Annotated in this window: 16 protein-coding genes and 1 other RNA gene; 6 read left to right on the forward strand and 11 right to left on the reverse strand. The window is 62.2% G+C overall.

What is annotated here, in order from left to right:
* Window positions 1-45 precede the first annotated feature (45 nt).
* Window positions 46-819 carry an SDR family oxidoreductase gene (locus ACEOAC_RS05600; protein WP_413628729.1) on the reverse strand — a complete coding sequence of 258 codons (774 nt, stop codon included), beginning with the start codon at window positions 817-819 and terminating at the stop codon, window positions 46-48.
* A gap of 119 nt (window positions 820-938) precedes the next feature.
* Between ACEOAC_RS05600 and ACEOAC_RS05605 the strand changes: the two genes are divergently transcribed.
* On the forward strand, window positions 939-1853 hold the full coding sequence (locus ACEOAC_RS05605; protein WP_241812187.1) for a LysR family transcriptional regulator: 915 nt from the start codon (window positions 939-941) through the stop codon (window positions 1851-1853).
* A gap of 46 nt (window positions 1854-1899) precedes the next feature.
* On the opposite strand, the gene ACEOAC_RS05610 is transcribed toward ACEOAC_RS05605, so the two are convergent.
* The gene (locus tag ACEOAC_RS05610; protein ID WP_413445653.1) at window positions 1900-2955 is read right to left on the reverse strand and encodes an aldo/keto reductase; all 1056 of its coding nucleotides are present in this window, start codon (window positions 2953-2955) and stop codon (window positions 1900-1902) included.
* A gap of 154 nt (window positions 2956-3109) precedes the next feature.
* Here ACEOAC_RS05610 and ACEOAC_RS05615 point away from each other — a divergent pair, with 154 nt between their 5' ends.
* Window positions 3110-3994, forward strand: coding sequence for a LysR family transcriptional regulator (locus tag ACEOAC_RS05615; RefSeq protein ID WP_413445654.1), 885 nt, complete (start codon window positions 3110-3112; stop codon window positions 3992-3994).
* 101 nt (window positions 3995-4095) lie between these two features.
* Here the strand turns inward: ACEOAC_RS05615 and ACEOAC_RS05620 are convergent, their stop codons facing one another.
* Window positions 4096-4707, reverse strand: coding sequence for a TetR/AcrR family transcriptional regulator (locus tag ACEOAC_RS05620; RefSeq protein ID WP_006462101.1), 612 nt, complete (start codon window positions 4705-4707; stop codon window positions 4096-4098).
* A 94-nt stretch (window positions 4708-4801) separates the two neighbouring features.
* Here ACEOAC_RS05620 and ACEOAC_RS05625 point away from each other — a divergent pair, with 94 nt between their 5' ends.
* Window positions 4802-5719, forward strand: a complete 918-nt coding sequence (locus tag ACEOAC_RS05625) for an SDR family oxidoreductase (protein WP_413444939.1) — start codon at window positions 4802-4804, stop codon at window positions 5717-5719.
* Window positions 5720-6067: 348 nt separating this feature from the next.
* Window positions 6068-7426, forward strand: a complete 1359-nt coding sequence (locus ACEOAC_RS05630; RefSeq protein WP_413444940.1) for an FAD-binding oxidoreductase — start codon at window positions 6068-6070, stop codon at window positions 7424-7426.
* Window positions 7427-7505: 79 nt separating this feature from the next.
* On the opposite strand, the gene ACEOAC_RS05635 is transcribed toward ACEOAC_RS05630, so the two are convergent.
* Both ACEOAC_RS05635 and ACEOAC_RS05640 read right to left on the reverse strand, forming a co-directional pair.
* Window positions 7506-7739, reverse strand: a complete 234-nt coding sequence (locus ACEOAC_RS05635) for a transcriptional regulator (protein WP_413444941.1) — start codon at window positions 7737-7739, stop codon at window positions 7506-7508.
* Between the two features lie 139 nt (window positions 7740-7878).
* Window positions 7879-8847, reverse strand: coding sequence for a LysR family transcriptional regulator (locus ACEOAC_RS05640; RefSeq protein WP_413444942.1), 969 nt, complete (start codon window positions 8845-8847; stop codon window positions 7879-7881).
* 58 nt (window positions 8848-8905) lie between these two features.
* Between ACEOAC_RS05640 and ACEOAC_RS05645 the strand changes: the two genes are divergently transcribed.
* Both ACEOAC_RS05645 and ACEOAC_RS05650 read left to right on the forward strand, forming a co-directional pair.
* Entirely contained in the window at window positions 8906-9694 is a 789-nt protein-coding gene (locus tag ACEOAC_RS05645; protein ID WP_241812183.1) for an NAD(P)H-dependent oxidoreductase, read from the forward strand.
* Between the two features lie 10 nt (window positions 9695-9704).
* Window positions 9705-9902: a hypothetical protein gene (locus ACEOAC_RS05650; RefSeq protein ID WP_241812182.1), complete on the forward strand. Its 198-nt coding sequence runs from the start codon at window positions 9705-9707 to the stop codon at window positions 9900-9902.
* Between the two features lie 49 nt (window positions 9903-9951).
* Here the strand turns inward: ACEOAC_RS05650 and ssrA are convergent.
* The 6 genes from ssrA to ompA all read right to left on the reverse strand — a co-directional run bounded on the left by ssrA (window position 9952) and on the right by ompA (window position 16391).
* Window positions 9952-10332: a transfer-messenger RNA gene (ssrA, locus tag ACEOAC_RS05655) on the reverse strand.
* Window positions 10333-10525: 193 nt separating this feature from the next.
* Window positions 10526-12793, reverse strand: coding sequence for a DUF748 domain-containing protein (locus tag ACEOAC_RS05660; RefSeq protein WP_413628906.1), 2268 nt, complete (start codon window positions 12791-12793; stop codon window positions 10526-10528).
* Window positions 12744-13970, reverse strand: a complete 1227-nt coding sequence (locus tag ACEOAC_RS05665; protein ID WP_413628730.1) for a DUF748 domain-containing protein — start codon at window positions 13968-13970, stop codon at window positions 12744-12746. Before ACEOAC_RS05665 ends, ACEOAC_RS05660 begins: the two co-directional genes overlap by 50 nt.
* A 212-nt stretch (window positions 13971-14182) precedes the next feature.
* The gene (locus ACEOAC_RS05670) at window positions 14183-14839 is read right to left on the reverse strand and encodes an HAD family hydrolase (RefSeq protein WP_241812180.1); all 657 of its coding nucleotides are present in this window, start codon (window positions 14837-14839) and stop codon (window positions 14183-14185) included.
* A 66-nt stretch (window positions 14840-14905) separates the two neighbouring features.
* A complete protein-coding gene (gene ubiG, locus ACEOAC_RS05675) occupies window positions 14906-15631 on the reverse strand; it encodes a bifunctional 2-polyprenyl-6-hydroxyphenol methylase/3-demethylubiquinol 3-O-methyltransferase UbiG (RefSeq protein ID WP_241812179.1) in 726 nt (241 codons plus the stop codon).
* Between the two features lie 145 nt (window positions 15632-15776).
* Window positions 15777-16391, reverse strand: coding sequence for an outer membrane protein OmpA (gene ompA, locus ACEOAC_RS05680; RefSeq protein WP_006462111.1), 615 nt, complete (start codon window positions 16389-16391; stop codon window positions 15777-15779).
* Between the last annotated feature and the right edge of the window lie 714 nt (window positions 16392-17105).

Genomic DNA, 17105 nt, shown 5'->3' on the forward strand with positions numbered 1-17105 from the left:
CAAAAAAGGTAGATATTTGCCTCGGTATTGCTGTCTCCCGACCGCTTAGACCATGCCGCCATTGGCGCGGATGGTCTGGCCGTTGATCCAGCCGCCGGCCGGGCTGACCAGGAAGGCCACCACCTCGGCGATATCGTCCGGCTGCGCCAGGCGTTCCAGCGGCGGCAGCTTGGCCAGGTGTTCGATCTGGGCCTCGGTCTTGTCCTTGAGGAAGAGATCGGTGGCGGTCGGTCCCGGCGCCACGGCATTGACGGTGATGCCGCGTCCGCGCAGTTCCTTGGCGAAGATGTTGGTCATGGCCTCCACCGCCGCCTTGGTGCCGGCATAGACCGAATACCCGGGCAACGCCAGGGCCTTCACGCTGCTGGAAAAGTTGACGATGCGGCCGCCGTCGCGCAGCCGTTTGGCGGCGATGCGCATGGTGTTGAAGCTTCCTTTGAGGTTGATGGCGATCAAGCGGTCGAAGAGCTCGTCATCGGTATCGGCCAGCATGGTCAGGCCGGGCTGGATGATGCCGGCGTTATTGACCAGGAAGTCGACGCCACCGAAAAGCGTGCAAGCCTGATCGACCATGGCGGCCACCTGTGCCGGGACGGCGACATCGGCCTGGACGGCGGCAGCCCGTCCGCCGGCGGCTTCGATCCCGGCCACGACCGCGTCTGCGTCGGCCTTGCGACCGGCATAGTTGATGATGACGGCGATGCCGTCGGCCGCCCGGCGCCTGGCGGTGGCCGCCCCGATGCCGCGTGATGCGCCGGTGACGATGGCGACCTTGTTGCTGGAACGGGAGCCGGAAGCGGTATTGGCGATACTGGTCATGGTTTTTCTCCTGAATGGAAAGTCATTGGGACGGAACGGCATGGAAGAATCATCTCACCGGTATCGCTTCTGCTGTAGTCGTATAATCGACATATCGCTTATCCACTTATTGCATAGCCATGTTCGATGATCTGCTCCTGTTGCGCAGCTTCGTTGCCATCGTCGAATGCGGCAGCATCTCCGCGGCTGCACGGTCGCTGCAGATGGCCCAGCCGACCCTGAGCCGGCAGTTGAGCGCATTGGAACAGCAGTGCGGCGCCGAGCTGCTCAGGCGCGATACCCATCGCATGAGCCTGACCGAGACCGGCCAGCGCTTCCTGCACGATGCCCGCGCCATCATCGAACTGGCCGACGCAGCCCAGCAACGACTGAGGCTGGAACAGGGCGGACTGCAGGGCAACATCCGGGTGTTTTCCACCATCGACTTCGGGCAGACCGTGGTGAGTCGTCTCATCAGCAGTTTCATCCACGCCCACCCCGGCGTGACGATGGAACTGGCCTATTCGAACCGTCCGCTGCACATGATCGAGGAGGGCTGCGACGTTGGCATCATCGCTGGCGAGCTGACCGACGACCGGGTGGTGGCGCGCTCCCTGGGACAGATCCGCCGTCATGTGGTGGCGTCGCCCGGGCTGGTGGCGGCACACCGCCGCTGCCGTCGTCCGGAAGACCTGCAGGAATGGCCGTGGGTGATCCTCTCGTCCGCTACCTTTGGCGGTACGCGCGAGGTAACGCTGTATCGGGACGGGGAAGAAAGTCGCCTGCAGGTACGCCCGCTGCTGCAATCCGAAGGCGTGACCAGCCTGCGCGAAGCAGCGCGCATGGACCTCGGCGTGGCGGCGTTGCCGACCTGGCTGGTCGAGGAGGATCTGGTCTCCGGCCGGCTGGTGCGACTGCTGCCGAAGTGGGAAGCCAGCACGCTGCCGGCGCATGTGGTCTATCCGGCGCGGCGCAACCTGCCGCTGCGGGCCAGGACCTTCGTGGACTTTGCGCTGGAGTACATGTCCACGGTCCTGACCTCGCACAGGCGCTGAAAAGCCGCGCTGAAGGATTGCACGGAAGAGCTGCGTCCGCTCTGCCTCAGGAGTGCAGGGCCTCGCTCCAGAGATCCACCGGACCCAGGCGATCAGCACTTTGCGTGGCCAGCATCCAGCCTGGATATTCAGGCGGCAGGGCACTGACCTCATCAAGGGCCTGCAATTCTTCCTGATCGAGTTGCAGATCGATGGCGCCCAGGTTGTCCTGCAACTGGTCGATGCGACGCGCTCCCATGATGACCGAGGTCACCACCTCCCGTGACAGCAGCCAGGCCAGCGCCACCCGCGCCGGGCTGACCTGGTGACGGCGGGCGATTGGCGCCAGCACATCGATGATGTTCCAGGCGCGCCCCTTCTCGACGATGGGGAAGTCGAAACCGGAACGGCGCGAGTCCGCCGGTTTCTGGTTGTCGCGGCTGAACTTGCCCGACAGCAGGCCGCCGGCCAGTGGGCTCCATACCATCAAGCCCATCTTTTCGGCTTCCAGCAGGGGGGCGATTTCTCGCTCCAGATCGCGTCCGGCGAGCGAGTAATAGGCTTGTACCGTTTCGAAACGCGCCAGACCCTTTTCCGCCGAAACACCGATGGCGCGGGCGATCTTCCAGGCCTGCCAGTTGGATACGCCCACGTAGCGCACCTTGCCCTGGGTCACCAGATCATCCAGCGCGCGCAGGGTTTCGTCGATGGGGGTGATGGTGTCGTTGGCGTGCACCTGGTAGAGATCGATGTGGTCGGTCTGCAAGCGGCGCAGGCTGGCTTCGACCGCATCCATGATGTGACCCCGCGAGGCTCCCACATCATTGCGACCCGGCCCCATGCGGCTGTAGACCTTGGTGGCCAGTACCACATCGCTACGCGCCAGGCCGAGGTTGCGGAAGGACTGGCCCAGCGTGGCCTCGCTGGCGCCGGCCGAATAGACGTCGGCGGTATCGAAGAAATTGACGCCGGCCTCGAAGGCGGTCCTGACCAGCTCATCGGCCTCTTTCTGGCCGACGTTGCCGATGTGCTGGTAGACGCCTTCGCCATTGCTGAAGGTCATCGTGCCCAGGCAGAGACGGGAAACGAGCAGGCCGGTGTGGCCCAGGGTACGGTATTGCATGTTGGATTCTCCTCGGCTGGAATGGATAGGTTCGGACGGTGACCGGTGGCGAAATCGACGACCGTCAGTGCGTCATGCGATCAATGTAGTCCTTGCGTTCCAGGAGGAAAATACAAATAATCGGCGGATCATTTTCCATAAATAGAAAACGTCGATGGACTGGAACGACCTCAAGTTCTTTCTCGAAGTGGCCCGCAGCGGCAGTCTCACCAGGGCGGCCAGTGCATTGAAAGCCAGCCAGTCCACAGTGGCGCGGCGCGTGAGCGAGCTGGAGCAGGACCTGGGCGCCACGCTGTTCGAACGGCATCAGACCGGCTACTTCCTCACCGACGAAGGGCAGGAGATACTGCGCCGCGCCGAAGCCGCCGAGCAGGGCGTGCTGGCCGTGGAGCGGGGCGCGGCCAGTCTGAGTGGAACGATCTCCGGCACGGTGCGCTTGGCAACCTCCGAGAACCTGGCCACGGATCTGGTCATTCCCGCCATGCCGGCGCTGGTCAAGCGCTACCCCGCGCTATGTCTGGAGATCGTCACCCACACCGCCACGGTGACGCTGGGTCGGCGTGAAGCCGACCTGGCCTTGCGGGTGGTGCGGCCGGCCAGCGGCAACCTGAAGCTGCGCCAGCTTGGCCGGATGAGTTATGCCGTCTACGCCAGCCGCGCCTACCTGAAGCAGCACCGCCAGCGCGACGGCGATCCCTTCGCCGGTCGCGATGTCATCACCTGGGACGACGCTCACAGCCACCTGCCGGCGGCGCAATGGATGACGAGCCATGCTACTCAGGCGCGCACCGTGCTGATGGTATCGAACCTGCCGATGCAGATCGCGGCGGCGCGTGCCGGCCTGGGGCTGGCGATCATCCCGGATTTCCTCGCCACAGCCCCGGAGCTGGTGAAGGTGGTGCCATCCGAGGAGCTCTTCGACAATGGCCTCTGGCTGGTGATGCACGCCGACCTGAGCGCATCGGCACGCGTGCGCGCCGTGGCCGATTTCCTGGCCGAGACGGTGGCGCGGCATCCGGTTCTGGGGCGCGCGCGCTGAGTGGAGAACGGGGGCGGGGCAGGGGCAGGATGGCGTCGCCGACGCCTTGCTCTTGTCGGCAGTCAGATCCGCAGTCTGGCGTCGGGGTGACCCTCCTCGGCCTAGAGTCCCTTGCGCAGGATATCGAATGCCTCAAGCAGGTACCTGGAGGCAGGCTTGCGTTGACCGGATTGTTCGCGCCAGGTCTGCAAGGCAAGCCGCATGGCACCCACAGACACCATGGCCACCATCCGCAGCCGTGCTCGCTGCTCAGGATGGCGCCATACCTGGCATAGCGCGTCGAAGAGCATGACCTCCTGCTCCGCATAGAAGGCCTGTTTGCGCGCCATCAGGGACTCACTGGAACGCATCAGATTGTCCACCGCCGTCATCTGTTCGGTGGTGTAGCGCCCAATGTGCGCCACCATCACGTCCCGTACCGCATCCAGTGGATCGGCATCCGGCGACACCTTCAGCAGGTCCGCCAGCAAGGCAGCGGTATCGGCGTCCCGCCAGTACAGGATGATGTCGTCCTTCGACTTGAAATACGAAAAGAAGGTGCGGCGGGAAATATCTGCCGCCGCCGCGATGTCGTCCAACGTCGTGGCGGCATATCCACGCGCCATGAACAAGCCTTGCGCCACCTCGGCGATGCGACGCCGCGTCTCCAGACGCTTGCGCTCGCGCAGGCCAGGGGAAGCCCCGGAGTCGACGGAAGATGAAATGTCAGACATGAATAAACTCATTGCTAAATTGCACTGAGTGCATTAAATTATGCACTCAGTGCTTATTTTTGAATCCGATTACTGCTTTCCAGACAGGTTGACGATGATGACACATTGGACGGAGTCTCTCATCCCATTTCAACGCGGACGTACGGCCATCGTCACGGGGACCGGCGGCCTTGGCTATCGTACGGCACAGGCGCTGGCCGCCAGTGGCGCCCGGGTGATCATCGCCGGGCGGAATGCGGACAAGGGCGCTGCGGCGGTGCAACGCATCCGCAGCGAAGTGCCTCAGTCCCTGGTCGATTTCGCATTGCTGGACCTGGCCAGTCTGTCTTCCATCAGCCAGTTTTGCCGGCGCCTGCAGGATACGCATGGGTGTGTCGACCTGCTCATCAACAATGCTGCCGTGATGGCGCCGCCGCAGCGCTGCAGCACCGAGGATGGCTTCGAATTGCAGTTCGGTACCAACTACCTCGGGCATTTCGCATTGACTGCCCAATTGCTGCCTTTGCTGCGGGCGGCCACCCAGCCGCGCGTGGTGACGGTGTCGAGCGTAGCGGCGCGCTCGGGAAAGATCAGTTTCGAGGATCTGCAAAGCGAGCATGCCTATCGGCCCATGAGCGCCTATGCGCAATCCAAGCTGGCCTGCCTGCTGTTTAGCATCGAGCTCCAGCGGCGCAGTCAGGCCATGGGCTGGAATATCCGCAGCATCGGCGCACATCCCGGCGTTTCCCGTACCGACCTGATCGCCAATGGCGCTGGCGCGCAAAGCGCTGCGGGATTGCTGCGGCGTTACTTCTGGTTCCTGTTCCAGCCCGTGGAGCAGGGAGCACTGCCCATCCTCTACGCGGCAACGGCCGAAGAGGCCGAGGCAGGTGCTTACTATGGACCGGACAAGCTGGGGGAGACCCGCGGATTTCCAGCCCCTGCCCGCGTCCCCAGGCAAGCGCTTGATCGCGGCGTGGCCGAACGGCTCTGGCAGGTGTCGGAACAGCTGGCCGGCGTGCGATTTACCTAGGGCGGGCATTGTGCTTCCAGGCCGCCGCGCAGTGTGAATTGGGCACCGGCGTCCGTTTGCTCTTCACCGTCGAGCTGGCCGGCGGGTCCGGCACCGACGCTTTTCTCCCGCATTCGGGTGGCGCTTCTATGATGACATGCTGCTGAGTTAGAATCGTTCGCCTAGACGTAACCAATACGTTACTGAAAAACTTACTCAGGGGGGAGAATGCGTCATTTTGATGAGCTGCCGCGTCGCAAATTTTTGCAGGCCGGGGCGGCATTGCTGTATGCGGGCAGTGTTCCTTCGGCGCTGCTCGCCGCGCCCGCGCTACATTCCCCCAGAAACCTGCGAGCCCTGCGCAGCAGCATGCACGGCCGTCTGATCTTCCCGGGTGAAATGGGCTATGCAATGGCCGCTGCACCCAACAATGCCCGCTATGCCGACATCCTGCCACGCGCCGTGGCGATGTGCGCCGACGCGCATGATGTCCAGCTCTGCCTGCGCTGGGCGGCCGACCATCGCGAGCCGTTTGCGATCCGCTCGGGCGGCCACAACTACGCTGGATTCTCCACCACCCGGGGCTTGCTGATCGACGTCAAGGCGATGAACAAGGTGTGGTACGACCTCGACAAGAACCGTGGCTACATCCAGGCCGGTGCCTGCAATCAGGATATGGCCGACGCTTTCAGCGGTACCAATTTCGCAATCCCCTCAGGCCGTTGCCCGACCGTGGGTGCCAGCGGCCTGGTGCTGGGCGGCGGCTGGGGTTTTTCCGCGACCCACGCGGGCCTGACCTGCGACAGCCTGGTGCAGACCGACCTGGTGCTGGCCAGCGGCAAGCAGGTCTCCGCCGATGCCGGCGGTGATTACAGCGACCTGTTCTGGGCGCTGCGCGGCGGGGGTGGCGGCAACTTTGGCGTCAACACCGCATTCAGCTTCGAATTGCATGAGGTCAAGGATGATGTGACCATCTTCAACATCGTGTGGCCGGGCGAGAAGCAGGTCGAATTGCTGCTTGCCCTGCAAGCGATCCAGAACGAGCACGCGCAGCATATCTCCACCCGCACCAAGGCCTATCCCAGCGCGCCAGGTGCGTATCCGAAGCGCGACCAGCTGCTGGTGACCACCTTGGGCCAGTTCTTCGGTCCGCGCGAAAAGGCGCTGGAAGTGCTGGCACCGGCGCTCAGTATGGTCAAACCGATCAAGCAGGACATCCGCCAGATGAGCTACTGGCAAGCGCGCGACTACCTCATCACCGATGATCCGAATGGCATGTACGATCTGCGTTCGAGCTACGTCGCCGACAAGCTGCCTCCGGAAGCGCTGGAAACCATGCTGCGCTGGATGATGAAATGGCCCGGCGGCTCGCTGCTGCCGCAGAACATGGGCATCCTGTTCGCCATCGGCGGCAAGGTCAGGGAGGTGGCGGCGGACGCCACCGCGTATGTGCACCGCAATGCCAATTACATCTTCGAGATGGAGAGTGCCTGGGCGCCGATCGATCATCCAGACACGGTGCGCCGGCAGCAGGCATGGCTGGCCGCCTATTTCGAGGACATGCAGTGCTATATGCTGCCGCAGTCCTACGTGAATTTCCCCAGCCGGAACCTGCCCCACTGGGCCAAGGCCTATTACGGCGACAATCTGACACGACTGATGCGGGTGAAGAGAAAGTACGATCCCGAGAAGCTGTTCACGTTCGAGCAAAGCATACCGTCAGCTTGAAGCGGAAATCGCCTGGACCTGATCCACCCCGGGTCCGATCGAGGCCCAGGCATGCTATCTGTGAAGCATTCGTGCAGGTTCAACCCAGGTTACCGGCGAAGCGTCGTGCGTAGTCTTCACGTTTAAAGGCCTCGATCAGGAAATCGATGAAGAATCGCGTCTTGGCCGGGAGCAGGTGGCGGCTCGCATAGTAGAGAGAGATTGCGCCCGCATCGGCCCACCAGCGCGGCAAAACCCGCACCAGCTCCGCCGACTCCAGTCCTGCCAGGACATCAGGAACGGCCACCATGACCATACTTAAGCCCAGCAGCACCTCGCTCTTGCATCAACCATAACCGGACCAGGCGGGCCGCCGCGTTGCTGGTGCAGCGCTGCGGCCACTTCGGACAGGGAGGCAGCTTGCACCTTGGTCAAGACCCTCGGCAAAGCGCGATTGCTGTCGCCCTGCTTGTTCAGGTTAAATCTGGCAGGCGCACGCCATTGCCTTTGTCTGTCACGACCTCGACAAGTAGATTCCGAATCCAGCGATGGCCAGCGTGTCCGTGGCTGCGCTCGTGCCAAATCAAGCTGACGTCGAACTGCTCCGAAAGCCAAGGGATATCGATCAAGACGAGCCGGTCCGCCTGGCCTCGTAGTTGCCGCCTCGGCACAAGGGCGACAAGATCGCTAGACGAAACGATCTCGGGGACGAAGAGGAAGGACGCTGCCGACATAACGACTTGGCGGCGATGCCCAAGCGCTGCCAGTGCCTCGTCGATCGGCGTTGTGAAGGCGCCGCCCGATGGTGACACGATTACATGTTCCAGTTTCGCGAACTCTCCGGGCGTAAGTCCGGGCCTGAGACTTGGATGATCTCGTCGACCGATGAGGACGTAGGTCTCCGTGTATAGGTGGCAGGTTCGCAGATGCACGTGACTGGGATCAGGCGTGGTGAGAGCCAGGTCGATCTCGCCGCGACTTAGCTGTTGCTCCATCGACGCAGGATCCCAATGGCGAACGGCCAGGCGCACCCCCGGCGCGCGCTGCCTCAACGTCACAGCGAGCGGTATCAGGACCGCAGCCTGCACATAGTCCGTGCAAGCCACCGTGACTGTCAGCTTGCCCCGTGCCGGCGAGAAGTCTTTATGGGAATGGAGGGTAATTCGCAGTTGATCGAGCGCTTCTCGCAGCGGGCCGATTAGGTCGAGCGCCTTGGCCGTAGGCGTCATCCCGCGGTGGGCCGGGACAAGCAAGGGATCGTCGAACACATCCCGAAGGCGGCTCAACTGTGCGCTCACTGCTGGCTGACTAAGGTGAAGTCGCGCGGCCGCCTTTGTCACATTCCGCTCTGCCAGGAGAGCTTCAAGAGTCAGCAACAAATTGAGATCGATGCGTCCGGTATCCATGTGGTGGATTGTAGAGTAAAAAATAATCGATTTCACATATACCATGGCCAGAGGCCATCATGCGGTCATTGCAAACCACTTGGAGAACCGCACCATGACCAAGAAAGTCCTCATCGTCTACGCCCACCCTGAGCCGGCCTCGCTGACGCGGCAACTGGTCGATGTCTCGATTGAAGCCCTTACCGCCCAAGGGCATGAAGTCATTCAGTCGGACCTCTATGGCATGCGCTGGAAGGCTGTCTTCGATGCAGAGGATTTTCCGAGCAGGGTTAATCCTGATCGCCTCTCGTACATTATGGAATCAGGTCATGCCTATGCAACTGGGCAGCAGACGGCGGATGTCGCCGCAGAGCAGGTGAAGCTGCTGGCGGCCGATGCGGTGATCATGCAGTTCCCCCTCTGGTGGTATGGCTTGCCCGCCATCCTGAAAGGCTGGATCGATCGTGTCTACGCCTTCGGCTTTGCCTACGGGTACAAGAATGGCACCAACGAATATCGCTTTGGGGACGGCATCCTGAAGGGCAAGCGGGCGCTGGTCAACGTTTTGGCAGGCGGCCCGGCTGCGGACTATGGTCCGCGCGGCATCAACGGCCCGATTGATCAGCTGCTCTTTCCGCTCACCCACGGCGCGCTTTTCTATCCAGGCATGGACGTGCTCCCCGTCCATCCGGTGTACGGCGCCGCCCATGTCGGCAAAGCGGAAGAGATCGAACTCATCCGGGCGGCGTGGCGTAGTCGCGTCGAACGCCTGTTCGACGACGCGCCGATTCCGTTTCGCTCGCAGAACGGAGGCAGCTTTCCCGATCGCCACACCATGGCCGACCATGTTTCGCCAGGCCAAACCGGCATCGCCGCGCACATTGCCGACCTGACCGACGCATAAGGACATGGAAATGGATATGGCCCTCATCGGGCTTGGGCAAATGGGCTCGGGTATGGCCGCCAGGCTGGCCTGGAACAATCGCGACAAGGATGTCTTTCCGGACATCCCTGGCGAGGCCGAATGGATCCCGCTGCCGGCGCACCCAAAGAACACGGATGTCAACGAACTCGCTTGGACGACAATAAACAAAAAACCCGCTATCTCCTAGGAGATAAGCGGGTTTTCCGGATGTCCTTGGATTTCAAAGGACTGATGTTTGGTGGAGCCGGCGGGAATCGAACCCGCGTCCAGAAGCACTCTACAGACAGTTCTACATGCGTAGTGCAGTCAATTGGTTTTGATCCTGGCGACGCGGACGCACACGCTTCGACAGGACGAGTTACCTTGGATTTAATGACGTATCAAGTAACCCGATACGCCACGATTCCCTGTAAATGACTCTACCGCTGTTGCCAGCACACCCCAGGGAAGAAGTGCTGTAGAGCTAGAAGTTTCTTAGGTTTCTAGGTGCGATTTACGCTGCGAGAGCGTAAGATTCGTCGTTTGCATTTAAGCAGTTCCGGATGGATTAACGAGGTAACCAGTCCTCGGCATGCCCTGTTCCGCTTTGCAACCCCTGTCGAAACCAAGTCGGCCCCGTGAGTGTTGAAGCTTCGCAAATCCAGCTGGGCGCTTGAACCTGCGTATTACGCTTGCCTCCCGCTAGAGAGGCGCCCGCTTTTCGGCGGGAGGTAAATTATAACCTACTCCTTGTTGTATGGGCGTGGCCGCGCTTTTCAAGGTCCGGCGTCCACTCCGTTCATCCATTCATCCATCCGTTCATTCATCCAGTCACTGGATCGTCAGTTCCACCCGCGCCTTGGGCTCCTTGGCTGGAATACCGGTGCCGTCCAGCCTGGGGGCGATCAGGAAGATACGCGCCGGGTCGATCACACTTTGCTCCTGCAGGTAATTGCGCACCTGGTCGGCACGACGCTGGGCCAGATTGCGCAGATCATCCTGGGTGACCTCGGTATGTTCCAGGATCATCTTTTCCATCTCTTCCGGCGGTAAGGACTTGGACAACCCGATCATGTTGCGCGGCTTGTCGAACTTGCTGTCCTTGTAGACGCGCTCCAGATACTTGCCGCGCTCGGCCGGGCTGATGCGCACCGGGCCGGAGGGCTGGCCTTCGCGGGCGATCAGGTCGGCGCGTTTCAGGCCGCGCATCTTGCGTTCCAGGGCTTCTTGGCGCAGGCCCTGGTCATCGACCTGAGGATCGACGCGGCCGGTGATGTCGAGCTTGATGCCGGGGCGTTCGTGCAGGACATAGCCCAGCGCATCGAGCTTCTTGCGGACCTCGTCGGTGACCTCGGAAGAGCCCGGCGCGAACTCGATATAGCGTAGTTCGCCGATGTGCTCGTCGGCACGGAACATCGATCCGATGAGGGCAAAGGGCGAGGTAACGGCCTTGACGATCAGGTTCACGAAGACCCGTACGATGATGCCGCCGACCGAGAACTCAGGGTCGGAGAGCGAGCCTGAGATCGGCAGGTTGAGATTGATATTGCCGTCACGGTCCTTGAGCAGCGATACCGCCAGCATGACCGGCAGCTTGGTGGCGTCGGGGCTGTCCACGCGTTCGCCGAAGGTCAGCTGTTCGATGCGCAGGTCGTTCTGGGCGACCAGCTTGTCGTTCTCGATCTTGTATTGCACGTCCATGGACAGCTTGCCCTTGGTGATCGGATAGCCGGCGTACTTGGCGGAGTACGGCGTCAGGCGCGGCAGTTGCACGCCGTTGGCGCTGGCCTTGAGATCCAGGTACATGGGCTTGAACAAGGGATTGAGCGAGCCGGAAATCTGCAGCGGGGCATCGTTGTCGATCTTGCCGCTGATGTTGACGGGAGCGGGCTGCGGTTTCTCCGAGGAGATCTGGCCGATGGTGCCGGCCAGGCCGGTCATGTTGGCGGTGTAGTTGGGTTTGACGAAGTTGTCGGTGTAGTTGATGTTGCCGCCTTCCAGGACCACCTGACCGATGCGTACGATGGGGGCATCAGCGGAGGCGGCCGGCGTGGTCACCGGGGCGGTGGAGGTTGTCTTGCGGGAGCTGCCGATGTTGCCGGGCGTGGCGTCCTTGCTGTCCTTCTTGCTGTCGTCGGTGATCGAGCCCTGTTCCTGGGCGTCGGCCACGACGATGTCTTGCAGGTTCAGGCGGCCCTTGTCGGAAAGGATGGCGCGGGCGTAGAAGTTGGACAGGGTGATCTTCTCCAGCGCCACTTGCATGCGTGCACCCAGTCTGGCCTGGATGCCACTCACGGCCAGGGTGCGCCAGCGCAGGAAGTCGGTGGAGGTGACCTTGTCCTGCATGCGCAGGTTGGTGACGGCAGCCTCGCCCTTGTAGTCCAGCGCGAGCTTTTGGCTCTCCAGCGGCGGCGTGACGGCCAGCTTGCCCTTGGCGCTGACCAGGCCGCTACTGAAGGTCACGTTGAGGACATTGGTGAAGTAGTGCTGGAAGGGCGTGATGGGCAGGTCCTTGACGTCCAGGTCGAGGTCCAGCTGCTTCAGGTGGGACGCAGCCTGGCCGCTCAGTTCGGCACTGCCGGCTTTGTCGAAGCGTGCCTGCAGCTTGAAGGGGATGGGCTGGTCCAGCGTGTCACTGAGATTTTTCGCCTGCAATGACAGGGACTGCAGGCTGATCGGCTGGGCCCCCTTGCCGGGCGGCGTCAGGCGCAGGTCGGCCAGGTCCACGCTGGTGTCGTCGAGCTTGATGTGCCCATCGCGCAGTTGCAGGGTGGAGTTACCGGAGAGCTTGCCGGCGATGTCGGTGACGGGGCTGCGCGCCAGGTAATTGCGGTAGGCGGCAAGGTCGATGCGTTCCAGCTTGAGCTTGCCACTGACCTGTGCCTTGAGCGGCTGGACCTGACCGTCGAAGGCCAGCGTGCCGTGACCGTTTTCCGTCACCGACAGGTTCAGTTGGGCGGGCTTGGCATCGACGGCGGTCGACAGGCCGGTGGCATTGATCTCCAGTTTGGAGAGCTTGATGTCCTGCGCCGGGCTGGCGTTGGCCTGGTCACGCCAGTGGATGTCGCCGCCGCTTACTTTCAGTTGTTGCAGGACGATGGGGGCCGCTGGTGCGGGTGTCGCTGGTGCAGCCGGAGTCGCCGGAGTCGCCGGTGCCGGCGTGCTGGCCTGCGCTGGCGTGGCGCCCGGGTTTGGCCGGCGCCTTGCTGTTGCTGGTACCGCTGCCGAGGGCGCGCAACCAGTTGATTTCGCCGCGGGCATTCATGTCGACCCAGACTTGCGGCTGTTCCAGGCTGACCTGGCTGATCTCGCCGCTGGCGGCCAGCAGGTCGAATTGTCCGAGCTGCACGGCCAGCGACTTGGCCTTGAGCAGCGGGGCCTTGGCCTTGTCCTGCAAGGAAATGTCATCGATCCGGATATCACCGGCCAGGGTCACGGTGGGCTTGTCTTCCTTGCGACTGAAGCCCAGGTCCAGCCTGGTGGTGAGCTTGGCGCTCTGCACGGCCAGGGGCAGTTCGGCGGGGACGAAGGGCAGGTAGCTGACCAGGTCCAGCTGGTCGATGTCGATGGCGAATGCCGATTCCTGCGACGAGGTGAAGGGTTTGCTGCGACCCTTCAGGTGCAGCGGCGTGCCGTTGATGGTGGCGGCAAGTTGCGGCTGCACGAAACTGTCGATGTTGCCGGGCAGGTTGGAGATGAAGGGCAGACCGAGTTGTAGGGCGGCGATGTCGATGTTTTTGCCGCTGACCTTGTCTTCGAAGTGGATTGCGCCATCCTGCAATTGCACGTTGGCAAGCGAGAAGCGGGCCTGGCCTTCGCTCTTGGGCTGTGCAGCCAGACGGTCGAGGATGTCGGAGAAGTTGTAGTGGCCGCTGCCGTTGGCGTCCAGGCGGATGACATGCAGTTGCGGAGTGGTCAGCTTGATCTCATCAAGTACCGGTGCCATGCGTAGCAGTGAGGCCGAGGAGGCGTCCACCAGCAATGATTGGGCGCTGAAGAAGGCACTCTTGCCGTCGGCTTCGAAGAGCGTGATATCGGAGGCCCGCAGCGCCAGCCGGAAGGGATTGAAGCTGATCTCGCCGATAGAGAGCTTGCGGCCGATCTGGGCCTGGGTCTGATCGACGGCGATCTTGCGCACCAGCGCCGGCAGGGCGGCCCAGCTGAGGGCGGCCAGCACCAGCAGGACGACCAGGATCCAGCCCAGCCATCTGAGGGGGCGGCGCAGACGCTGCCATGCGGGGTGCTGGGTGAAAGAGGCGGTGCCCGGCTTGGTCATTGCGGTTTTCCCTTGTCGGTGCCGGCCCGTCGGCTGCATTGGCTGCAATGGCTGCAATCCTTGCAAGGGAGGCCGGTTCTGATTGTGATGTGTCGGCGGTGAGCCTGTCTGCCGTCATTCTAATGCGAGGCGTCGTCACTGTGACACGTGAGGCTGGCGCAGGCTAGGAGGGGAAAGCGGCGCCAAAGTTTCCGCTGGGCGCCGCTGGGAAATCAGGAGAGGAGGGTGAGGATCTGCAGTGGGGCGTGCAGCAGGACGTCGGCATCCCATCCGGTGGGCTCGCTGTGACCGCAGTAGCCCCAGGCCGCAGCGATGGTGGGCATGCTGGCGGCACGGCCGGCCTGGATGTCGCGCAGGTCGTCGCCGACGTACCAGCAATCCTCGGGCGCCAGTTGCAGGCGCCGTGCGGCTTCCAGCAGCGGTGCGGGGTGGGGCTTGGGGTGCGGGGTGGTATCGCCGGAGACGATGCAGGCAGCGTGGCCCAGGCCGATCTGCGGGGCTAGCACGTCGGTGAAGCGCGCAGCCTTGTTGGTGACGATGCCCCAGGCGATCTGGCGCGATTCCAGCTGTGCCAGCAGTTCGGGGATGCCGTCAAACAGGCGGCTGTGCTGGCTCATGTTGGCTTCGTAGCGATCCAGGAAGCGCACGCGCAGCGCTTCATATTCGTCGTGCTCGGGATGGATGCCGAGCGCTGCCCCGATCAGGCCGCGTGCACCGGCCGAGGCGACCGGGCGAAGCTGCTCATAGGGCGCATCGTCCAGGCCGCGCTCCTGGCGCAGGAAATTGGCGGCCGCCGCAAGGTCGGGCGCGGTATCGGCGAGGGTGCCGTCAAGGTCGAACAGGATTGCGCGCGGGGGGCGTAATGGCATGGGGTCTTGTCTGTGATGGCGGTGGAGAGGAGCGGCCGCAGCAGGGCGCTGCGGCGCGATGGCGGATCAGGCCAGCTTGGTACAGGCGACCAGGTAGTTGACGCTGGTGTCTTCGTTGAGGGAGTAGATCTTGGTCAACGGGTTGTAGCCCATGCCCTTGAAGGCGTCGATCTGCAGGTCGGCCTCGCGGGTGTAGCGGGCCAGTTCGGCCGGGGTGATGAACTTGGCGTAATCGTGCGTGCCCTTGGGGAGCAGGCGCAGGACGTATTCGGCGCCGATGATGGCCATCAGGTAGGACTTCATGTTGCGGTTGAGCGTGGAGAAGAACAGCTTGCCGCCCGGCTTGGCCAGGGTGGCGGCGGCGCGCACGATGGCGGCCGGATCGGGTACGTGTTCCAGCATTTCCATGCAGGTCACCACGTCGTACCGGCCGGCTTCGCGTGCGGCCATGTCTTCGGCGGCGATTTTCTCGTAGCGCACCTGTACGCCTGATTCCATGCTGTGCAGGTCGGCCACTTTCAAGGCCTTGTCGGAGAGGTCGATGCCGGTGACGTCGGCGCCCTTGATGGCCATGGATTCGGCCAGGATGCCGCCACCACAGCCGATGTCGATGACTTTCTTGCCGGCCAGCGGAGCGCGGGCATTGATCCACTCCAGGCGCAGCGGGTTGATTTCGTGCAGGGGACGGAATTCGGAACCCGGGTCCCACCAGCGATGGGCCAGTTCACTGAATTTCTGGATCTCTTGGGGATCGGCGTTCATGGTCGCGTTGGTCGCATTGGTCGTGTTCATGGGGCCTAATGATAGCCCAAACGGACAGTCCCGGTTGGCGGCGGCAGATCAAGTGATGCGGCAAAAAGGGGCTGACGCGCAAATGCCGCAGCAATAAAAAAACCCCGCCGAAGCGGGGTTCATTGAGCCTTGTAGCGTCAATCGATTACTTGCGGGTACCCACAACTTCGATTTCCACACGACGGTTCTTGGCGCGGCCAGCAGCGGTCTTGTTGTCAGCGACCGGTTGCGACTTGCCCTTACCTTCGGTGTAGACGCGGTTGGCTTCAACGCCCTTCGAAACCAGGTAGGCCTTGACGGACTCAGCGCGGCGAACCGACAGCTTCTGGTTGTAGGCGACGGAGCCGATCGAGTCGGTGTGGCCGACGGCGATGATGACTTCCAGGTTGATGGCCTTCAGGTTACCAACCAGTTCGTCCAGCTTGGCCTTGCCAGCCGGCTTCAGGGTTGCCTTGTCGAAGTCGAAGAATGCGTCAGCAGCGTAGGTGACCTTTTCCGAGGTCGGAGCAGCGACAGGAGCCGGAGCCGGAGCAGGAGCAGCAGCGGCAACCGGAGCCGGTGCCGGCGGTTCTTCGCACGGACCGTTCACGTAAGCGGTTTGCCAGCACAGACCGTAACCGCTGCGGGTCACGACGTCACGGCCATCTTGCAGGTACAGGCTGCCGGGACGAACCTTGATGTCCTTGGTTTCCTGAGCGGTGGCAGACAGTGCGATGGCTGCGGACGCAGCAGCGAAGACGAGTTTTGCTAATTTGTTCATGTTTCTCCTCTCGGGTGAGATATCCGCAGATAAACTGCGCTACAAGATTACGACATCAAAAAATGAATAATATCATGTGTTCAGGTCGTCACAGGCCCTTGTTCCATGGGGCTAGTAATGAACTTAGCCGCCATTCTGCCACACGGATTGCCCTTGAGCGATGCTTGCCAATTGGTCCAGACAACGTTTTTGGGACTGTGTTGTTTCTTCGCAACGGGATATTTTTGAGCCATTTTTGTTCCATCTGAGCCTGAAAAACCCCGATTTTTTCTAGAAAATCCTTATTTTTCATACAGTTCGCGCATTTTCGTCTCGGCAAGTAGTTGTCATTTTCTCCGAGGCATTGTCGGCGGCGATGTGGATCATTTTTCGGAGCCGGGGCACGGGAATGATCCCGAGAAAGTTTTTGGCGCTTGTTATTTTGGCATCAGGTAGGCCAGCGCAAGGAAAACAATGCCTTCTGGTAATGCTTCCGTATCCATCTCCCCAATCTGGTGCGTCAACGGCCTGGCTGCCGGATGCCGCCACTAATATATATAGCGAGTGCGACCACAAGGCCAGCCGCTCTCGCAGGCTGGGAGCGGCTGTGCGGCGGGCATCTGAAATTTGCGTCACTTCCCTGGCGGGCGGTGAAGCGCGCCGTTGGAGGCGTTTTGAGGGCGGTTGAAGGGCTTTTGACCCTCCTGGCGTGCTAGAATCCACTGTTCTGATCAG

Source organism: Herbaspirillum frisingense, from assembly GCF_047325095.1.
Taxonomy (GTDB): domain Bacteria; phylum Pseudomonadota; class Gammaproteobacteria; order Burkholderiales; family Burkholderiaceae_D; genus Herbaspirillum; species Herbaspirillum frisingense.